This window comes from Vibrio sp. Vb0888 (assembly GCF_033338835.1).
Taxonomy (GTDB): domain Bacteria; phylum Pseudomonadota; class Gammaproteobacteria; order Enterobacterales; family Vibrionaceae; genus Vibrio; species Vibrio alginolyticus.
Genome location: NZ_JAWOTL010000030.1, coordinates 22,321 through 38,253 on the forward strand (window position 1 = coordinate 22,321; position 15,933 = coordinate 38,253).

Genomic DNA, 15,933 nt, shown 5'->3' on the forward strand with positions numbered 1-15,933 from the left:
TGTGAGGATGCGTTGACGCTCAACCAACGCAAAGCCAAGACGCATCCTTCTCTTCCCGCACGATTTGAAAAGGAGTTTCACGTGAAACACCACACCTTCCACGACCTTGTTGGAGTTGGATTAAGAACCCCTCACCTCGATTACTTTAGCCAATCCCAGCCTGAGTTGTCTTGGTTAGAAATCCACAGTGAAAACTATTTCCAACCCAATGCAACAGAGCGCCATCAGCTACAAACGCTTCGCGAGCAATATCAAATTAGCTGCCACGGTATTGGTTTGTCGCTAGGTTCGGTGGAACGTGTTAGTCAAAAGCATCTTGCGCAACTTAAATCACTGATTGACTCAATCGACCCAATTCTTGTTTCTGACCATTTAAGTTGGAGTGAAAACGGCGGTCACTACTTTAATGACCTGCTTCCACTTCCGTATACGGAAGAAGCGCTCAACGTGTTCACTCGTAACGTGAATGAAGTGCAGGAATATTTGCAACGCGAGATCTTGATAGAGAACCCATCTAGTTATGTGAAGTTTCAACATTCGACCATCAGCGAATGGGAGTTTCTTACCGAAGTGCAAAAGCGCACTGACTGTCGTTTATTGCTCGATCTAAACAATGTTTATGTTTCGGCGTTCAACCACGGTTTTGATTGCGACACATACCTAGATGCGATTCCAGCCGACAAAGTGGATGAGATTCACTTGGCAGGTTTTACCATCAAACAACTCGACAAAGGTGAGATATGGATTGATACCCATAGCCGCCCAGTTAGTGATGAAGTTTGGCAACTGTTCGCGCAGTGGACAAAAAAACACGGTCCACGTCATACGTTGATTGAATGGGATTTGGATATCCCCGCGCCAGAAGTCTTATTAGGAGAAGCGCAGAAAGCATCGCAACTGCTGTTGCAAGGCACACTTCCAAGTGAACAAAGCGAACCAAGGAAGGCATCATGAATCTAGCCACCTTACAAAGCCAGTTTGCTAAAGCCCTGCACTATCAAGCGCTCGGTGAAGACTGCGATATTGCCAGTGATGAGTTTACCGCTGATGAACGCATACAAATTTACCGCAATAACTTTATCGTCAGCTTAAGCGAAGTGTTGTCCGCGACCTACCCGATGGTTGAAGCGCTGCTTGGTGAAGAATGCTTTGAACAGATAGCTCGCCAGCATGTTCTTTCTTACCCATTAAAAGAAGGAAATGTGGTGCATTATGGCGAAGGCTTTCAAGACACCATCATGCAGTTTAGTCAGGTGATCGCACAAGCACCTTACAGCCCTGAAGTCGCACGCTTCGAGTGGCATATCGACCTAGCTCGTCAAGCACAGTATGAGCAATCCAATGCAGCGGAATTAAAACCGCTTGCGTTACTTGGCGAAGTGAGTGAAGAGCAACAACCCGCTTTAGTCTTACACCTTAAAAAGGGCTGCCGCAGCTTTGACTCCAATTACGCAGTATTCGATCTATTTAGTGCGATTCAAACTGGGCAATTCGAACAACTTAATATCAACCAATTACAGCAAGGTGTCATCTCGATTCAAGCCAATGGAGAAGCCTTGTGTCACGCACTCGATGCCGATGTGTTCCAACTGCTGCAATGTTTAGAGCAGAAGCAGAGTTTGAGCGAAATACCTGAAGTTTTACTCGCTCATCTCAATCGCATCATGGCACTCGATATTGTTGACGGCTTTACATTGCAATCAATCTAAGGAGCACTCTATGACGGATACGGTTAAAAACTTAGTGAATCGGTACGACGATTTAATCAGTACCCTACAAGCTGGCTTTGTCCCTTTACTACTTCTCTTTTGTCGCTTGTGGGTAGCCTGGGTGTTCTTCAATTCAGGACTAATCAAAATCTCGTCTTGGGATAGCACGCTGTACTTATTTGAGCTGGAATACCAAGTGCCAATCTTGCCATGGGAATTGGCGGCTTATTTAGGTACGGCTGCGGAGTTGGTTCTACCGGTGTTCTTGGCACTGGGATTGATTACCCGCCCGATGGCAGCAATGCTGTTTGTGTTCAACATCATCGCAGTGATCTCTTACCCACTGTTGTGGGAGAAAGGTTTTTATGACCACCAACTTTGGGGATTGATGATTCTTATCGTAATCGTATGGGGGCCAGGACCGCTGTCTTTGGACCACATCCTGAAAAAGAAAATGACGAGCTAAAAAAATCCCCGCATCATGCGGGGATTTTTTATTATTTATTCAAGTAAGCCAGTAGCTCTTCTGCTGAGATACCTTGCTGAGCGAGGTCTTTTGCCATCTGCTCGACTTGTTCATCTTTGCGTGACTCAATCACTTGCTGAAATTGGTACACGATATCACGCAAAATTGGCAGAGGTACTTGTTTCGCCGCACTACGAATACGCTCGGAGCTTTGATTACCCAGCTCATTAAGCAACTTGCCAAACATCACCTTTTCTGGTGAATCTTCCATTTGCTCTAGAATACGAGCCATTTCATACGTGGTTAACGACATTACTTTTTGAGTTCCGTTATGGTGTCAGGAAAAGTCTGAGTGACAAATATACACGCCTTACTTACATTGGAAAATACTAAATTACACTGATTTACGCTTTCGCAAAGCTCGAGTGCCAGTTCTTCCCTGCTTTTGTAAACAGAACGACCAACGCAGGTAATAGGACCCACATATGAATTGCGATCAAGGTTTGTGGATCCAGAGATAAGCGTTGCAGTGTACCCACCAACAAACCAGAGCCACTCATTTGGAACAATCCAAGCAGTGCAGCTGCCGTGCCCGCCTTATCACCAAACGGTTCTAACGCTTTCCCTGCCGCTGCACCCAGAATGAATGCAAAACCTACAGAAGACATAAAGATAGGTAACATGAAAGAAAGCGCGGTATTCTGACCATTCATCACTAGCATGATCACACCTGCGAGACCCAGAGTTGATATCCCGGTGACCAAGGTGTTGTGAGTTCCAACGCGCTCCATAAACTTAGGCGCCAGCATACATGCCGCAATGTTTATCACCGCATTTACACCAAACCAGAAAGTGAATTCATTCATCGACAGCCCCATCCCCGTCATCAATACCGACGGTGCTGAGGTAACGTAAGCAAGAATAACCGCCATCGCCATCAAGCATAATGACGCATGGAAAACAAAAGATGGTGTGCTAAGCACTGCCCAATACCGACTAAGCTTAAACACGGCTTGCTTTTCTGTTGACGGGTTAGTCTCTTTCATCATGAAAAACATCAATGATCCAGACACCACAGCAAAACCCGCCATAAAGCTAAAGTTAGCACGCCAGTCAAATTGCTGAGTTAACCAGCTACCTAGAATTGGAGCTAAAGCCGGAATGAAACAAATCGCACCGTTAAGGTAGCTGATCATTTTGCCGCTTTTTTCCGGGCCAAAGATATCGCGAACTGTTGCAAAGGCTGCTACCGATGTCGCACACGCACCTAAGCCTTGTAGCAGTCGGGAAACCAACATCCACTCAATATTTTGAGCACTCCACGCCAATAAAGCGCTCATCGCGTAAATGGTGATACCGCCCAATGCAACAGTTCGACGTCCGAGTTTATCTGCTAGGGGACCTGCGAATAGCTGACCAACACCCATAGCAAATAAGAACCAAGTGATCGTGTCTTGTGCTAGCGCATTATCGACCTGAAAAGTGGAAGCAATAAGAGGTAAAGCAGGTAGATAAATATCAATCGCTAAAGGACTGAAAAGAACCAAAAGGGTCAATAACGCCATCTGTTTTTTACTATTAGAAAACTGGCTAGACACACAACACTCCGAATTGGATAAAGAACTTTGGGTAAAGCTTAATCATCTGATGATATGAATGGAAATGATGTATAATCATGAGCATTATTCCTCAGAGGAAATTCACTGTGAACGTCGAAAAACTGGCTCGTATCGATTTAAATCTATTGGTCTGCTTTAAAGTGCTGATTGAAGAGTTAAACGTTACTCGTGCGGCCCACCGATTGTGCTTAAGCCAATCCGCCGTAAGTAAATCACTGGCTAAACTGCGCATTCAATTTGATGACCCTCTTTTCACTCGAAACTCACATGGATTAACACCTACGCCGCGCGCATTGTTTCTTAAACCGAAACTGGATCTGTTGATAAATCAGTTAGAAGTGCTGACTCAACCCGAAGAGTTTTCTCCGCAAAGCAGTGAATACCGTTTTCAAATAGCAGCGGTAGAGAGTGTCTACCCTCTCATTCTACCCCATTTCTTACCGGCGATTTTTCAACAAGCACCTGGCGTGACAATTAGCACACACCCGTGGTCGGATAATACATTTAAAATGCTTCAACGCGGCGAACTGGATTTAGGCTTAACTGGAAAAGATATCGATATAAACGATGCCAAGCTGACTCTTCAACCACCCGATGACATTTGCGAGTTGGAAATTTATCGTGATTACCAAATGTGCATTATTCGCAAAAACCACCCTGCGCTAAAACAACCTTGGAATCTGGAAGCCTATCTCGCCCTACGCCATGTACAGGTGCGTTGTGATGGCAACGACCGTTGGTTGCTAGATTATCGCCTTGCAGATATTGGCGCCGACCGCGATATTGCCGTCACTGTGCCCGACTTTAACAGTGCCGCAAGTTTATGTTCATACACCGACTTTATCTTTACTGCGCCAAGTCATTTTGTGCAACTTGCGGCCAAACAGCTTGATTTGGTCGTGCTGCCACTACCGTTAGAATTCCCACCTATGGCTTACACTTTATTCTGGCACCGAGATAGAGAAAACGACCCTGCATTAGGCTGGCTACGTACGATGATCACACAAAAAACCGATCACCTTAGATAAAAACACCGCACTCAATTTGCGCTTAGCGGCTAAAATGAGTAGCTTAACTGTCGTAGTCCTTTTTGGCTCATCTATGGCCTAGTTGTACTCCGACTCTATTGAAGTGATTGCGAACCTCAATGGAATCGTAAACTGCATGAAGCAGATGGAAACAGCTCCCACACCTGAGCATGAAGGAGCGGTAATTTGAAGGAATAACACAGATGCACAACGATACCCAAAGCCGCGTGAATGCAATTCGCGAATGGCTAGCACAACATAATATTGATGCCCTACTTGTCCCTCATGAAGACGAGTACTTGGGTGAATACGTACCAGCGCACAACGAGCGTTTACATTGGCTAACTGGCTTTACTGGTTCTGCTGGTGCTGCGGTAATCACCAAAGACAAAGCCGCTATCTTTGTTGATGGTCGCTACACAGTACAAGTAACAAAGCAGGTTCCTGCTGATCTATTCGAATACCGTCACTTGATTGAAGAGCCTGCACTAGATTGGATTAAAGACCATCTTGCAAATGGCGCGTCTGTGGCAATCGACCCTCGCATGCACAACGCTGCTTGGCTAGACATGGCACAAGCAAAACTTGCTGGCGCACTTGAGCTTAAGATTCTCGATAGCAACCCAATTGATGAACTGTGGCACGACCGCCCTGCTCCTGTGGTTTCTGATGTTCGCCTAATGGCAACAGAAGCAGTTGGTCAGTCAAGTGAAAGCAAACGCCAAGAAATCGCAGAGCTCGTGAAAAAAGCCGGTGCAGACAGCGCAGTGATCACAGCACTTGATTCTATCTGTTGGTTACTCAACGTTCGTGGTCTTGATGTATCACGTTTACCAGTTCTGCTTTCTCACGCGATTCTGCACTCAGACTCAAGCGTGGAATACTTCCTAGATCCTGCTCGCCTACCTGCTGAGTTTGACGCTCATGTTGGTGCCGGCGTGACGGTTCATCACCCAGAAGCATTGCAAGCACGACTAGAAAACCTAACTGGCAAGAATGTACTGGTTGACCCTGCGACAAGTAACGCGTGGTTTAAGCTGGTGCTTCAAAACGCAGGCGCATCTGTGGTGAGTAAAGCTGATCCATGCCTAATGCCAAAAGCAGCAAAGAACGCAGTTGAAATCGCAGGCATGAAAGCATGTCATATCCGCGATGGCGTAGCGATGAGTAAGTTCCTGTCTTGGTTAGATGCTGAAGTCGCTGCTGGTAACCTGCATGATGAAGCGACGATGGCAGACAAACTGGAAGCGTTCCGTAGCGAAGACCCGACACTTATGGATCTTAGCTTCGATACTATCTCGGCAGCAGGTGGCAACGCGGCGATGTGTCACTACAACCACGAAAACCAACCTGAACCTGGCAAGCTAGAACTGAACACACTTTACCTAGTGGATTCAGGCGGTCAGTACCTAGATGGCACGACAGACATCACGCGTACAATTGCGATCGGTCAGCCTTCACGAGAGATGATTAAACAATTCACTCTCGCACTAAAAGGTCACATCGGTGTTGCTCGTGCACGTTTCCCGAAAGGCACACGTGGTTACCAAATCGATACACTAGCTCGTCAGCACCTATGGGCGGAAGGCTACGATTACGATCACGGTACAGGTCACGGTGTTGGTCACTTCCTAAGTGTTCATGAAGGTCCGGCGAGCATTTCTAAGAAGCAAATCGACGTGCCTCTAACAGAAGGTATGGTGCTATCCAACGAGCCAGGTTACTACCGTGCAGATGCGTTTGGTATCCGTATTGAAAACCTAGAGCTTGTTGTTGAAACCCCGACTAACGGTGACTTCCCTGTTCTATCATTTGAGTCGCTAACACGCTGTCCAATCGACAAGCGCAACATCAACGTTGATATGCTAACTCGTCCAGAACTTGCTTGGCTGAATGATTACCATCAGAAAGTATGGGATGAGATCAGCCCGCTAGTTGAAGGTGATGTGAAAGAGTGGCTTCGTCAAGCAACGCTACCTGTAGCACACAGCTAGAAGCTAGAAGCTAGAAGCTAGAAGCTAGAAAAAAGTAGAGGGTTGATGTTTTGCATCAACCCTCTACTTTTGCCTATGTTTCACGTGAAACATAACGATGACCAGTGGCTTTCTTTGCTACTTAACCAGAATACGCCGAGTGCCAATCTCGCCATACTGGGTCAAAGCCTTTGGCTCGAATCATATCTTCCACAGAACCCGCACTTCGCTCATCACTGATCTCAAACTGCTCGAGTTCAACATCATCCATCGCATACCCACCCGGCTGAGTTTTCGATGCTGCAGACATACTGGTAATGCCTAAAGGCAATGCGTTATCTCTAAACTTAGGTGATTCACGAGTCGATAGTGACAACTCAACTTCTGGATTCAACAAACGATAAGCGCAAATCAACTGCACAAGCTGCTTATCCGTCATGACTGATTTGGGTTGGAGCGCACCCTCACAAGGACGCAAACGCGGGAAAGAAATCGAGTAACGAGTCTGCCAATACGTGCGCTCAAGATAGTCCAAGTGCGCTGCCACATAAAAACAGTCGGTACGCCACTCTTCCAACCCTATCAATGCGCCAATACCGATCTTATCGATGCCCGCTTTTGCAAGACGATCGGGTGTATCCAATCGGTATTCGAAATCCATCTTATTACCACGCAAATGGTGCTCGACGTAAGTCGAAGGATGATACGTTTCTTGATAGACCATCACCGCATCTAAACCCAATGTCTTGAGCTCTGCGTATTCGTCTTGATCTAGTGGCTGTACTTCCATCGCCAAATAGTTAAAACGTTGCTTAATCATCGGCACCATTTCGCGAAAGTATTTCATCCCCACTTTGGTTTCGTGTTCGCCAGTCACCAGCAATACGCTATCAAACTTCATGCGTTTAATGGCTTCAACTTCTGCAGCCACTTCGTCCCTATTCAAAGTACGACGCTTGATTCTATTCTCCATCGAGAAGCCACAATAAGTACAAGCATTGGCACACAAGTTAGAGAGGTATAATGGAATGTAAAGCGACATGGTATTACCAAAGCGCTTACGAGTTGCCGAATATGACAGCTGCGCCATTTGCTCTAAGTACGCTTCAGCCGCTGGTGAAATTAGCGCTTTAAAGTCTTCCAAATCACGCTTGGGTTTATTCAATGCTCGCTCGACATCTTGTGCCGTTTTCGCGTAGATCGACATTGAAATGTCATCCCAATTCAGCTGCTTAAATTGTTCAACGAAGCTCATGTTTTCCTCGCTTAATAGCTAAACCAATCTAGAACTAAAGCTCATCTAGGAATGACGTCAGTGGACTCGACGCAACCGCATGAGAAACCTTACCAGCAAGTCCGGCTTCATAAGCCATACGCCCCGACTCTACCGCCAACTTAAATGCCTTCGCCATCGTAACGGGATCGCTCGAAGCCGCAATCGCGGTATTAACAAGCACGGCATCCGCGCCCATTTCCATTGCACGCGCGGCATGTGAAGGAGCACCAATACCCGCATCGACAACCACTGGAACATTAGCTTGGTCGATGATGATCTCTAGGAAATCGTGAGAAACTATCCCTTTGTTGGAACCGATCGGTGCACCTAATGGCATGACCGCAGCACAACCTACTTCTTCCAATCGTTTACACAGAACCGGGTCAGCATGACAGTAAGGAAGAACAATGAAGCCTTCACGAACCAGTTGTTCAGCGGCCGCAAGTGTCTCAATTGGATCGGGCATCAAGTACTTCGGGTCTGGATGAATTTCTAGTTTTAGCCAGTTTGTACCTAACGCTTCTCGCGCCAGTTGTGCAGCAAACACAGCATCTTTAGCATTCTTTGCACCCGAGGTGTTCGGCAATAAGTTCACCCCCGCTTGTACTAACGGCAGCAAAATATCGTCTTGTTGGTCGTTCACATCCACACGCTTCAACGCCATGGTCGCAAGTTGAGAACCCGATACTTGAATCGCTTCTGCCATTAATCGGCTGTTGGCAAACTTCCCTGTTCCCGTGAACAGTCTTGATTCGAATTGTTTATCACCAATTTTAAGCATCGACGTTAACCCCCTGCGATCGCTTGAAACAAAGAGATGCTATCTCCCTGTGAAAGAACTGTGCTAGCCCACTCACTGCGCGGCACAACATTGTTATTAATTGCAAAAACACAGCCCATTTCAGGCAGCGCAAATTGACTAATGATTTGCTGTAGATTTGACTCACTGGCAACTTGATGTGACTGGTCATTGATGACAATAGTGATCACATCTAAGTCAGCAGCTGTCATTTGTGTTGTTTGTTGTTCTGATAACGTCATTGCTTCCAACTCTCTTAATTCTGCCCATTACTCGTAAACTAAATCTGAGCACACACTTGACACTGTTTATCTTTACTTATCGCCATGGTTTGCCATTGCAGCTTCAATCCATCGAACAGGTGTAACTTGGCAGTCTCGACATGAAACTTTCCCGTCGCCAGTTTTTGAATTGCCGCTATCGCTTGGTAGTTGCCAAGTGTACCCACCACCGGACCGACGACACCGCTCTCACTGCACTTTTGCGTTTGCGGTAATTCGTCGAACGGATACAAACAGCGGTAACAGGCTTTACTCTGCGCTTCTTGTTCACTTGGTGTTTGGTAATCAAAGACAGCGAATTGGCCTTGCCAACCAATTGCCGCCGCCGAGATGAGCGGTGTATTTTGCTCGAAACAAACTTGGTTAATTAGCTGGCGCGTTGGCATGTTATCGGTGCAGTCGAGCACCACATCCGCTAGCATCACCTCAAGCTGCAGCTGTGCTTTGTCCAATCGCTTATTGAGAGCACGAATTTGAACCATAGAATTAAGTTCAGTAAGTTGCTTTACAGTCGCTTCTGTTTTCGCAACTTGGAGGTCTTGTTCACGATAAATGATCTGACGCTGTAGGTTACTGCTATCAACTTCATCGTCATCAACCACAACCAATTTACCAACGCCCGCGGATGCCAAGTACAAACTCGCTGCGCTCCCTAACCCACCACAACCGATGATCAGCACATGCGATTTGTTCAAACGCTCTTGCCCAATTTCGGCAATTTCAGGCAGAGCGACTTGGCGCTGATAGCGAAGGAACTGCTTATCCGTGAGCATGCTCGCCTCTCTTGATATCCGCTAATTCACTATTCTGATCAGTAAACGTTCGCTGTCTTTCCTTCATCAGTTGTGCGAAGAACTCGATGACGGACTGAGGTGATTCTGCCAACGTAATAGCTCGCACAACTGCCAAACTAGAAACACCTGTTTGCCAAACTTGGGCTGCATTAGATTGGTCAATACCACCAATCGCGACCGTCGGAAAGCCAAGCACATGGTCACTAACTGCTTTGTATTTTGAAGGACGGAAAGTAGCCTCTGTATTTGTATAAGGGATGCTATCAATCAGCTTTTGATACAGAGCCAAGCGCACCAAGCCTTGTGGTTTCGATGGCATCTGTTTTGTGGTGGTTGGAAAAATATGTCCTAGCGCGATGTAGCTAGGATGAATTTGTACGATGCGTAGTAGCTCATAATAACCATGGGTAGAAAGACCAAGACGAATGCCGGCTTTAGTTAGCTGAGCCAAATTCGATTCTTCTATGTCTTCTTGTCCTAGGTGAACGCCATAAGCGCCATGCTTGATTGCCAACTGCCAATAGTCATTGATGAACACTTGTGCTTGATACTGACGACCTAGCTCAATTGCTCGAATGATCTGTTGTTCTAAATCGGCTTGTTGTGGATTCTTGATTCGCAGTTGAATAGTATTGATGCCTAGTGGCAGTAGATGCTCAATCCAAGCAACATCATCAACAACTGGATAGAGCCCCAGACTTTGCTTAGTTAGAGTTGGAAAGCTAACGCTCTCGCCTTGTGCAGACCAACCAACTTGAATACCTAGTCGGTTATCCTCCAGTACAGGTGTGGGGAAATTATCAAATTGGTCAGCCCACTGAGCAGTTCGTCCCTCATCAAGGTTGTCATTCAACAGTGTTTCACGTGAAACATTCGCTTGTTGAGTTAGCATTCCTCGAGCAAGTGTTAACGCATCTTCGATAGGAAAATCGAGTACTGTCAGCGTTACTATCCAAGCAAGGTGATGTTCGGGATCGAGCATTGCGTTGAATTTGGACTTAACGGAAAGCGCTCTCACTTCGTCGTTGATTGGGTGACGCCAGATATCAAGCTGAAGCACTTTCTCCTTTTCATCGGAAACCTGCGTATCAGCAATGCCAATATAAATCGCTTTCGACGGTTGCTTAGCACACGCTTCTACCGACAAAGCAGAACGGTAATAGAGAGTAAATGAACACTCAGGCTCAAAGTTATGTCCACCAATAAGGTCAGTCGTTATATGTGTAATCTGTTGGTCGCGAACAAGCTGAATAGATTGAGTTGGGCTCACACCCAACTCAATGTCTTCGATGCTAAAACCCTGTTCTTTCGCCAACAACAAACATTGCTGAACTAAACCTGTCAGTTCAATCAATGATGACGGAATAAGGATTTTGCTCATTAGTCACTTACCTCGGCATGTGCTGCTGGGTGGTATAGCTCGGAGCCTGACTCTCTAAATTCTTGCGATTTCTGACGCATCCCCTCAAGAGGATCATCCAGCATTTTGATCGAGATAGCTTGGTCCGCAGCAACTTGCTCAGTGTCTTTCGCATATTCTCGAACCTCTTGCGAAATCTTCATCGAGCAGAACTTTGGTCCGCACATCGAACAGAAGTGAGCGACTTTTCCAGACTCTTGAGGCAAGGTTTCATCATGGAAAGCACGCGCGGTATCTGGGTCGAGCGACAAGTTGAATTGGTCTTCCCAACGGAACTCGAAGCGAGCTTTAGAAAGCGCGTTATCACGAACTTGTGCACCAGGGTGTCCCTTCGCTAAATCAGCGGCGTGCGCAGCAAGCTTGTAAGTGATCATGCCTACTTTCACGTCTTCTTTGTTTGGTAAACCGAGGTGCTCTTTCGGAGTTACGTAGCAAAGCATTGCACAGCCATACCAACCAATCATGGCAGCGCCGATGCCTGAAGTAATATGGTCGTAACCAGGAGCGACGTCTGTCGTCAATGGACCAAGGGTATAGAAAGGAGCCTCATGACAGTGCTCTAACTGCTCTTCCATGTTCTCTTTGATCATATGCATTGGAACATGACCAGGGCCTTCAATAATCACCTGTACGTCGTATTCCCACGCAATCTTGGTTAACTCACCAAGGGTACGAAGCTCTGCAAATTGCGCTTCGTCGTTAGCATCGGCCACCGAGCCAGGACGCAGACCATCACCGAGAGAAAGTGCGACATCATACTTAGCACAGATTTCACAGATCTCTCGGAAGTGGGTATATAAGAAGCTTTCTTGGTGATGCGCTAAACACCATTTCGCGATGATAGAGCCACCACGAGAGACGATGCCAGTAACGCGTTTTGCAGTCATTGGCACATAACGAAGTAGTAAACCGGCATGGATAGTAAAGTAGTCAACGCCCTGCTCTGCTTGCTCAATCAGGGTATCGCGCATCACTTCCCAGTTAAGGTTTTCCGCAACACCATTCACTTTCTCAAGCGCTTGATACATTGGTACGGTACCGATCGGAACCGGACTGTTACGTAGAATCCACTCGCGAGTTTCGTGGATGTTACGTCCAGTAGAGAGATCCATAACGGTATCTCCACCCCAACGTGTCGCCCAAACGAGCTTCTCTACTTCTTCCTCAATCGAAGAAGTGACCGATGAGTTACCGATGTTGGCGTTCACTTTGACCAAAAAGTTACGTCCAATGATCATTGGTTCGGATTCTGGGTGGTTAATATTGGAAGGGATAATAGCGCGACCTTCGGCGACTTCTTTGCGCACGAATTCGGCGGTAATATCTTTTGGTAGGTTCGCTCCGAAGCTTTGACCCGGATGCTGTTGATTCAGCACTTCATCGCGATACTTGGCACGCCCCATGTTTTCACGCAGCGCGATATATTCCATTTCTGGGGTAATAATACCTTTGCGAGCATAGTGCAATTGAGTCACACAATGGCCATCTTTGGCACGTCGAATACGTGGTAGATTTCCGTAACGAAGATCGTCTAGCGTTTCATCTTCTAAGCGCTCTTTGGTGTATACCGAGCTTACTTCATCAAGTAGCTCAGTATCGGCACGCTCTTCAATCCACCCTTCTCTCAGCTTAGGTAAGCCGCTATAGAGGTCTATGGTGTGCTCTGGATCTGTGTATACACCCGACGTATCGTAAACGCGTACTGGCTCATTAGGTTCGAATATAGGCGCTTCTTTTGTGCCTCCAATAAGGCTATCAGCGAGTGATATCTCACGCATTGGCACACGAATATCTGGACGTGAGCCTTCTACGTAGACTTTGCTTGAATTGGGGTACGGTTGTACCGAGAGTGTATCAATGAACTGTTTTGCTTCCAGTCTCGCTTGTTTGCGACTCGACATAGCATTTTTCCTTGCTTTGTTATACTAGATAAAAAGTAATTGGATAAAAATGCTTGGCGGATAGATGCGACAAGAGGAGTCAAATTAAGGCTAGTTAAAGCTTACGATATTTGCCTGTAACAACATTCGACTTTTGATAGATCAACCAGAAAGAACTCCGGTGTGAATATCTTCTCTTGTTCCCTTCGCAGATTCTAATCTGATCAGGTTCAACGGATCCCGAATTAACGGTCTCAGCCTTATGGCACTCCGACAAGTGATGTCAGTATATAAAAACGGCTTGGTGAAACCAAGCCGACCTGTTCAATTTTTAACTACTTTGCTAGCTGCGCATCAATAATTGAAAGCCTATCCACGCCGCTGAAATACTTAACACGACATTCAACAATACGTTCAACCCCATCTTAAAGAAAGCGCCCTGCTGCATAAGCAAAACATTATCCATCGAGAAGGTGGAAAACGTCGTTAGTGCGCCTAAAAAACCCAAGCCAATCACTTGTCGCCAAGGTTCCGTTGCCAAAAGTTCATTATCGAAAGCTGCTATCAATAAGCCCATCATAAATGAGCCAACAACGTTAACGGTTAACGTACCATATGGAAAACCACGCCCCAATAAAATGACACAAAGTTCAGAAATTAAGTAACGAGAACATGCACCAAATGCACCACCCAATGCAATAAAACCCAAAACGGATAGTTGTCCCATAATTCCCCCAGAAAAGTTAATGGCGACATTGTAATCAAATTTACGGCAATAGTGATTATACAATCTTAGAATTCAGCAAATTATAGCGCTTAAAACTTATCAAGATTTAAAAAGTTACAGGAGTCACTTTACTTCAATATAACCCATCAACCCCGTCTTCATGTGTTCGATCACATGACAATGGTACATCCAACGTCCAGGGTTATCTGCAACAAATGCCGCTTTCGCACTGCCGTTTTTTCCAAGCAAGACCGTATCGGTATGAAACGGTTCATCGAGTTTTTTGCCATCTAACTCAAGAACAGTAAACGTGTGCCCATGAAGGTGAATAGGATGGTGATATTGGGTGACGTTCTTAAGGTTGAAGATATAGGTTTTTCCCATCTCCAATGTTGAAAGGGGCGCTGGAATATTATCTTTGCTCATTCCCTCCCAAGCCCGTTTGTTCATCAGCCAGAATTTAGGTATCGCTTTGCCCGATTTATCAGCAGGAGTGATCGCGCCCTCCCACTCAAACACGTAATCGATTTGCTCTGCATTTTTCAAATCGAGAGCTGGCACAGGGTTGAGAGGTAACAAAGGCAGTTTTTGGTTGCTCGGCAAGTCAGACTCAACAACGTCAAACTCGCACAAAGGGAATGGGAAACGTCCTTTCATTTGACGCACATAAACACGTGTTCCAGCCTTCGGAGCAATCAATCCGACATCCAACCTCATTCCTGGACCAATTTTGTGCTGAGTGAGCTTATAAGGCGCTTTAACAGGATTACCATCAATAGCAATAACCCAAGCCTCTGCACCTTCAATAGCGATCGGGTAAGTAATGGTATTATCGACATTAGCAATTCTTAATCGCGTAGTGGCATTCTGCTTCAGCGCATAAACAGGTTCATGCACACCATTGACGCTACTCCACTCTCCGGGAGTCCCCATACGAGCGCTCAAGCGCGGTACCATAAGGTTCTTCCATTGTCCTTGCTTGTCTAAGTGCCAATGCTTGAGGACGACTTCATGCTCTTCATCAAACTGAACAGGCTCTGCCTCTTCAACAACAATTAGCCCGACTAAGCCCTTACCAAGCTGCTTCACACTGTTCATATGTGGGTGATACCAAAATGTGCCCGCATCTGGTGGTGTAAATTCATAAACGAATGTTTCACCCGGCATGATAGGCAACTGACTTAAGAAAGGTACACCATCCATTTCAATAGGGATTCGCAAGCCATGCCAGTGGATTGTAGTCGGCTCTGAAAGCTTGTTAGTAAACCGAATTATAACTTTCTCGCCTTGGCGACAACGAATCGTAGGCGCTGGAATCGAACCATTAAATGCGAGTACGTCTGTGTTAAACCCAGGGACCAATTCTGCAGTAGAAGGCTCTGCAGTGATATCGTATATATATTGCCCCTGCTTATTAGTGCTCCTAGATAGAGAACATGCAGGTAGAACGGTAAGCGCGGAGATTGCTAAGGATGATTGAAGAAAGCGTCGACGAGATATACCCATACATAGTTACTCATTAATCCAGATCGGTTGAGTGTAACTAAATATAAATAGTGATTCCCCTTTATTATTAAAATTTCGGGCCACTGATCATTACAGCTAACTATAGTTTCGTTCGTTCAGTAGATTAAATGCTGCCAAAGTACAGCAGAAAGCCATACTTACGAGATAAGAGTAGAAATAAGCCGTAATAATGAGAGGAAGCCAGATACAAAAAAGGCTCTGACCTAAGTCAGAGCCTGATATGTGGCAGGGGTGGAGAGATTCGAACTCCCAACACGCGGATTTGGAATCCGCTGCTCTGCCAATTGGAGCTACACCCCTATAGAATTTTCATATTCTAGATTTGACAAAACCTCGCATAAGCGAGGTTGTCGATATTAAGTGGCGGAGTGGACGGGACTCGAACCCGCGACCCCCGGCGTGACAGGCCGGTATTCTAACCAACTGAACTACCA

Annotated in this window: 15 protein-coding genes, 1 tRNA gene and 1 riboswitch; of the genes, 5 read left to right on the forward strand and 11 right to left on the reverse strand. The window is 46.1% G+C overall.

The annotated features are described in order from the left end of the window. Positions 1 to 81 precede the first annotated feature (81 nt). Genes R7P72_RS22595 through R7P72_RS22605 form a run of 3 tightly spaced genes read left to right on the forward strand, consistent with a single transcriptional unit; the run spans position 82 to position 2,175 of the window. Complete coding sequence (locus R7P72_RS22595) at positions 82 to 954, forward strand: DUF692 domain-containing protein (RefSeq protein WP_005378781.1); 873 nt, start codon at positions 82 to 84, stop codon at positions 952 to 954. After that, on the forward strand, positions 951 to 1,709 hold the full coding sequence (locus R7P72_RS22600) for a DNA-binding domain-containing protein (RefSeq protein ID WP_005378782.1): 759 nt from the start codon (positions 951 to 953) through the stop codon (positions 1,707 to 1,709). The genes R7P72_RS22595 and R7P72_RS22600 overlap by 4 nt, the downstream gene beginning before the upstream one ends. 10 nt (positions 1,710 to 1,719) lie before the next feature. Next, positions 1,720 to 2,175: a DoxX family protein gene (locus R7P72_RS22605; protein WP_005378784.1), complete on the forward strand. Its 456-nt coding sequence runs from the start codon at positions 1,720 to 1,722 to the stop codon at positions 2,173 to 2,175. A 31-nt stretch (positions 2,176 to 2,206) separates the two neighbouring features. Here the strand turns inward: R7P72_RS22605 and R7P72_RS22610 are convergent, their stop codons facing one another. Continuing rightward, positions 2,207 to 2,488, reverse strand: a complete 282-nt coding sequence (locus R7P72_RS22610) for a hypothetical protein (protein ID WP_005378786.1) — start codon at positions 2,486 to 2,488, stop codon at positions 2,207 to 2,209. Positions 2,489 to 2,579: 91 nt separating this feature from the next. Continuing rightward, positions 2,580 to 3,773 (reverse strand): multidrug effflux MFS transporter, encoded by a 1,194-nt coding sequence (locus R7P72_RS22615; protein WP_005382927.1) that lies wholly within the window; start codon positions 3,771 to 3,773, stop codon positions 2,580 to 2,582. Between the two features lie 107 nt (positions 3,774 to 3,880). Here R7P72_RS22615 and R7P72_RS22620 point away from each other — a divergent pair, with 107 nt between their 5' ends. Both R7P72_RS22620 and R7P72_RS22625 read left to right on the forward strand, forming a co-directional pair. Further along, positions 3,881 to 4,822 carry a LysR family transcriptional regulator gene (locus R7P72_RS22620; RefSeq protein ID WP_005378791.1) on the forward strand — a complete coding sequence of 314 codons (942 nt, stop codon included), beginning with the start codon at positions 3,881 to 3,883 and terminating at the stop codon, positions 4,820 to 4,822. 203 nt (positions 4,823 to 5,025) lie between these two features. Then, positions 5,026 to 6,816 carry an aminopeptidase P family protein gene (locus tag R7P72_RS22625; protein ID WP_005378798.1) on the forward strand — a complete coding sequence of 597 codons (1,791 nt, stop codon included), beginning with the start codon at positions 5,026 to 5,028 and terminating at the stop codon, positions 6,814 to 6,816. 121 nt (positions 6,817 to 6,937) lie between these two features. Here R7P72_RS22625 and thiH read toward each other — a convergent pair whose 3' ends face one another. From thiH to R7P72_RS22670, 9 genes are all read right to left on the reverse strand, one after another. After that, positions 6,938 to 8,050 (reverse strand): 2-iminoacetate synthase ThiH, encoded by a 1,113-nt coding sequence (gene thiH / locus R7P72_RS22630; protein WP_005378800.1) that lies wholly within the window; start codon positions 8,048 to 8,050, stop codon positions 6,938 to 6,940. Between the two features lie 34 nt (positions 8,051 to 8,084). After that, positions 8,085 to 8,852, reverse strand: a complete 768-nt coding sequence (locus R7P72_RS22635) for a thiazole synthase (protein WP_005378802.1) — start codon at positions 8,850 to 8,852, stop codon at positions 8,085 to 8,087. A gap of 5 nt (positions 8,853 to 8,857) precedes the next feature. Next, entirely contained in the window at positions 8,858 to 9,112 is a 255-nt protein-coding gene (thiS, locus tag R7P72_RS22640) for a sulfur carrier protein ThiS (RefSeq protein WP_005378804.1), read from the reverse strand. 38 nt (positions 9,113 to 9,150) lie between these two features. Continuing rightward, positions 9,151 to 9,924: a HesA/MoeB/ThiF family protein gene (locus R7P72_RS22645; protein ID WP_005378806.1), complete on the reverse strand. Its 774-nt coding sequence runs from the start codon at positions 9,922 to 9,924 to the stop codon at positions 9,151 to 9,153. Next, positions 9,911 to 11,326 (reverse strand): thiamine phosphate synthase, encoded by a 1,416-nt coding sequence (locus R7P72_RS22650; protein ID WP_005378807.1) that lies wholly within the window; start codon positions 11,324 to 11,326, stop codon positions 9,911 to 9,913. The genes R7P72_RS22645 and R7P72_RS22650 overlap by 14 nt, the downstream gene beginning before the upstream one ends. Next, positions 11,326 to 13,266 (reverse strand): phosphomethylpyrimidine synthase ThiC, encoded by a 1,941-nt coding sequence (gene thiC, locus R7P72_RS22655; RefSeq protein ID WP_005378810.1) that lies wholly within the window; start codon positions 13,264 to 13,266, stop codon positions 11,326 to 11,328. Before thiC ends, R7P72_RS22650 begins: the two co-directional genes overlap by 1 nt. Before the next feature lie 163 nt (positions 13,267 to 13,429). After that, positions 13,430 to 13,528, reverse strand: a riboswitch (TPP riboswitch). Positions 13,529 to 13,588: 60 nt separating this feature from the next. After that, positions 13,589 to 13,972, reverse strand: a complete 384-nt coding sequence (gene crcB / locus R7P72_RS22660) for a fluoride efflux transporter CrcB (protein WP_005378811.1) — start codon at positions 13,970 to 13,972, stop codon at positions 13,589 to 13,591. A gap of 123 nt (positions 13,973 to 14,095) precedes the next feature. Beyond that, positions 14,096 to 15,478 (reverse strand): multicopper oxidase family protein, encoded by a 1,383-nt coding sequence (locus R7P72_RS22665; protein WP_005378813.1) that lies wholly within the window; start codon positions 15,476 to 15,478, stop codon positions 14,096 to 14,098. Between the two features lie 244 nt (positions 15,479 to 15,722). Then, positions 15,723 to 15,799 (reverse strand) — tRNA-Trp (locus R7P72_RS22670). Positions 15,800 to 15,933 lie beyond the last annotated feature (134 nt).

Coding starts and splice junctions, on each gene's coding strand:
- R7P72_RS22650 (WP_005378807.1), bottom strand. CDS start 11,326: ATGAGCAAAATCCTTATTCCGTCATCATTGATTGAACTGACAGGTTTA.
- R7P72_RS22610 (WP_005378786.1), bottom strand. CDS start 2,488: ATGTCGTTAACCACGTATGAAATGGCTCGTATTCTAGAGCAAATGGAA.
- R7P72_RS22625 (WP_005378798.1), top strand. CDS start 5,026: ATGCACAACGATACCCAAAGCCGCGTGAATGCAATTCGCGAATGGCTA.
- thiH (WP_005378800.1), bottom strand. CDS start 8,050: ATGAGCTTCGTTGAACAATTTAAGCAGCTGAATTGGGATGACATTTCA.
- thiC (WP_005378810.1), bottom strand. CDS start 13,266: ATGTCGAGTCGCAAACAAGCGAGACTGGAAGCAAAACAGTTCATTGAT.
- R7P72_RS22635 (WP_005378802.1), bottom strand. CDS start 8,852: ATGCTTAAAATTGGTGATAAACAATTCGAATCAAGACTGTTCACGGGA.
- R7P72_RS22600 (WP_005378782.1), top strand. CDS start 951: ATGAATCTAGCCACCTTACAAAGCCAGTTTGCTAAAGCCCTGCACTAT.
- R7P72_RS22605 (WP_005378784.1), top strand. CDS start 1,720: ATGACGGATACGGTTAAAAACTTAGTGAATCGGTACGACGATTTAATC.
- thiS (WP_005378804.1), bottom strand. CDS start 9,112: ATGACGTTATCAGAACAACAAACAACACAAATGACAGCTGCTGACTTA.
- R7P72_RS22665 (WP_005378813.1), bottom strand. CDS start 15,478: ATGGGTATATCTCGTCGACGCTTTCTTCAATCATCCTTAGCAATCTCC.
- crcB (WP_005378811.1), bottom strand. CDS start 13,972: ATGGGACAACTATCCGTTTTGGGTTTTATTGCATTGGGTGGTGCATTT.
- R7P72_RS22645 (WP_005378806.1), bottom strand. CDS start 9,924: ATGCTCACGGATAAGCAGTTCCTTCGCTATCAGCGCCAAGTCGCTCTG.